We start from the raw sequence: 2,173 nt of genomic DNA, 5'->3' as shown, positions 1-2,173 counted from the left end.
GACTTGAATTTGGCTGCTAACGCAGCCAAAGAAATAGCTAGTACCTATTGACGGCCGGGAGGCTCATATGTGTTATGCGGTTTCACACTCAAAAAGATGAAAACGCCCCCAATACAAATATTACAAATGGAGCTGAAATTGATAACTGAACAATTCGTTGCCCATACAATTTCCGTTTGAATGCAACGACATTAGTTGAAAACCAAATTACAAATGCACCCAATAAATACTTATCACCTATTCGGCTGTAGTAATCCCAAAGATAATAATCTCCAATCCCAGTCTTAATATCCATTGCTAAATCAGCTTTGTGCCCAAAATAGAAAAAGCCTACCAATAAAGCTAGTTGTAAAAATAGAGATAGATAAATTGTAACTCTCATTCGCATACCGCATAACGCCTCAGTTTGGGGCCGCGGTACGCGGTCCCAAACACTGACTGGTTATAACCTATTGCTGACCTTGTAAAATAGACATGGCTTTTTGAATATTCTCAGACATTACGGCAACAGATTTTTGATTTACCTCAGGTGATTTTTTAATAAATGACTGGCCAATTGGACTTCCAAAAAAGTCGACTAGTGCCTGAAGTTCTTCGGTTGTATATGACTCCATATAAATTTTAGTCATCGGGTCTATGAGAGCATCCCAGCTCATAGCTTGCCTAAAATAGTTTTTGAATTGGTCATTGTCCATTGCTGGATTTTTCGAAAAATTTGTAATGTAAGAATCTATAACTAGCTCATGATTTTTCTTTGCCTCCGTAACCTGTAGCATTTGCAGAACAAGATCCATCTTTTCATCAGCGAAGGCTGAAAACGAAGTACTGAGCAATATTACGATAATTAGTTTTTTCATATTTTATGTCCTATGGGTTGTGGCTAAGAACAGGTTATAACGCCTTTAGCACGCGCCCAAGGCCGGAGCTTGGATTTGTGCGATTGTCTTTTCCACACAAATTCAAGCGGAGTGTTTTGGGTCGCCGTGCCTAAACTTGTTAAATGTTTTTACCAAGCACGTGCTCTGCAATTTGAAATGCTGCATACCTAGCTTGCCCTCTTTAGGGTAGTCATTTGGCACCACCTCAATTTCTTGAACTTGCAGAACACCGCCATACTTATTATTGGCTTCTTGCACGCCCTCTATTATTTCTTCTTTGTGACGCTCTACGTCAAATTGAATTTGAGCATCATCTTGGTTTAAGCCAAGACGCTTTACAACAAGTACTCCATTATCCGGAGTTACCCCAAATTTTATAGAAACCAATACACAACCGTGGCCCGTAACATGTTGCCTTCTATAATATGTGCTTTCTGAGATATTCATAGACATTTAACGCCGCCAACATGGGTAGTGCTAGCTGGCGGAAAATTTGTTTCAAATTTTATGACAGCTTGCGCTATCCCTTATGATTGGCCTTGTTACGTGAGTAGCTGACGCACAGACGTCACAGCCAAAGCATCATCAAACATATCACCTCGATTGATGAGTACTTCCAGCACTTCCCGAATACACTCGAGCTGTTCCGCACTAAACCCGCCAATCTTTTGCGAAAAGCTAGGGCGACTAATATCACCCTTCGGTGCTTCAAGATGGAGCGCCATAACCTCAATCGACTCCCCACCATCGCGGATAGCTGTTATCAAAAGACTACCAAAGTAGTATCGAAACGATTCATCGGTCATGAAAGTGAATGAAGATAAGTGGCAATTGATGGTTTCATCAGAATGCTCGTCGAAACGAGAACCTGAAAATATCACACAAGCCCCCTCATCGTCATAGGTATCTACCGAAACAATCTTGGGCACTTCAAGAGCATCCCAGACCCTAACAATTTTTCTCAGGAGATCCATCTTCTACCACGTAACGAGACTGTAGAATAACTCCAACAGCCAAATTTGACTAAAAAACGGGGCCCAGCAATCAATCCTAAGCGCTTTTAAGACAATAGGTAATGCATTTGGAACCCATAAAACAGGCTATATTTCTTAAAAAAGAGAAATTCTACAGCCTCAACGCCGCGTTAAGCGGACAAAAATTGTGGGTTATAATGTGTAGCGTAGCGAAGCGTAACCCACTGTTTTTGTTCCATTTAAACGCCTTGTTGAACGAAGCCGCTGCGCGGCAGAGTGTGGCTGATATTTCATACTCAAGTTATCCCCTCATTTTGATGG

The 2,173-nt window shown here is 41.3% G+C and carries 5 protein-coding genes; 1 reads left to right on the top strand and 4 read right to left on the bottom strand.

The genetic code is table 11. The features are described from left to right. Positions 1 to 88 precede the first annotated feature (88 nt). The 4 genes from K1M91_RS21095 to K1M91_RS21080 form a co-directional block, all read right to left on the bottom strand. The gene (locus tag K1M91_RS21095; RefSeq protein ID WP_232804228.1) at positions 89 to 382 is read right to left on the bottom strand and encodes a hypothetical protein; all 294 of its coding nucleotides are present in this window, start codon (positions 380 to 382) and stop codon (positions 89 to 91) included. Positions 383 to 449: 67 nt separating this feature from the next. Further along, positions 450 to 857, bottom strand: a complete 408-nt coding sequence (locus K1M91_RS21090; protein WP_232804227.1) for a DUF2059 domain-containing protein — start codon at positions 855 to 857, stop codon at positions 450 to 452. A 102-nt stretch (positions 858 to 959) separates the two neighbouring features. Beyond that, complete coding sequence (locus K1M91_RS21085; protein ID WP_232804226.1) at positions 960 to 1,331, bottom strand: hypothetical protein; 372 nt, start codon at positions 1,329 to 1,331, stop codon at positions 960 to 962. A gap of 89 nt (positions 1,332 to 1,420) precedes the next feature. Further along, positions 1,421 to 1,852, bottom strand: coding sequence for a hypothetical protein (locus K1M91_RS21080; RefSeq protein ID WP_232804225.1), 432 nt, complete (start codon positions 1,850 to 1,852; stop codon positions 1,421 to 1,423). A 107-nt stretch (positions 1,853 to 1,959) separates the two neighbouring features. On the opposite strand from K1M91_RS21080, the gene K1M91_RS21075 reads away from it, so the two are divergent. Further along, positions 1,960 to 2,173, top strand: a 214-nt coding sequence (locus K1M91_RS21075) for a hypothetical protein (protein WP_232804224.1), incomplete at its 3' end; no start/stop codon positions are given.

The sequence above is a fragment of the Motilimonas sp. E26 genome, assembly GCF_021278025.1.
Lineage (GTDB): Bacteria > Pseudomonadota > Gammaproteobacteria > Enterobacterales > CBDFNC01 > Motilimonas.
This window is presented reverse-complemented; position numbering and strand designations above follow the sequence as displayed.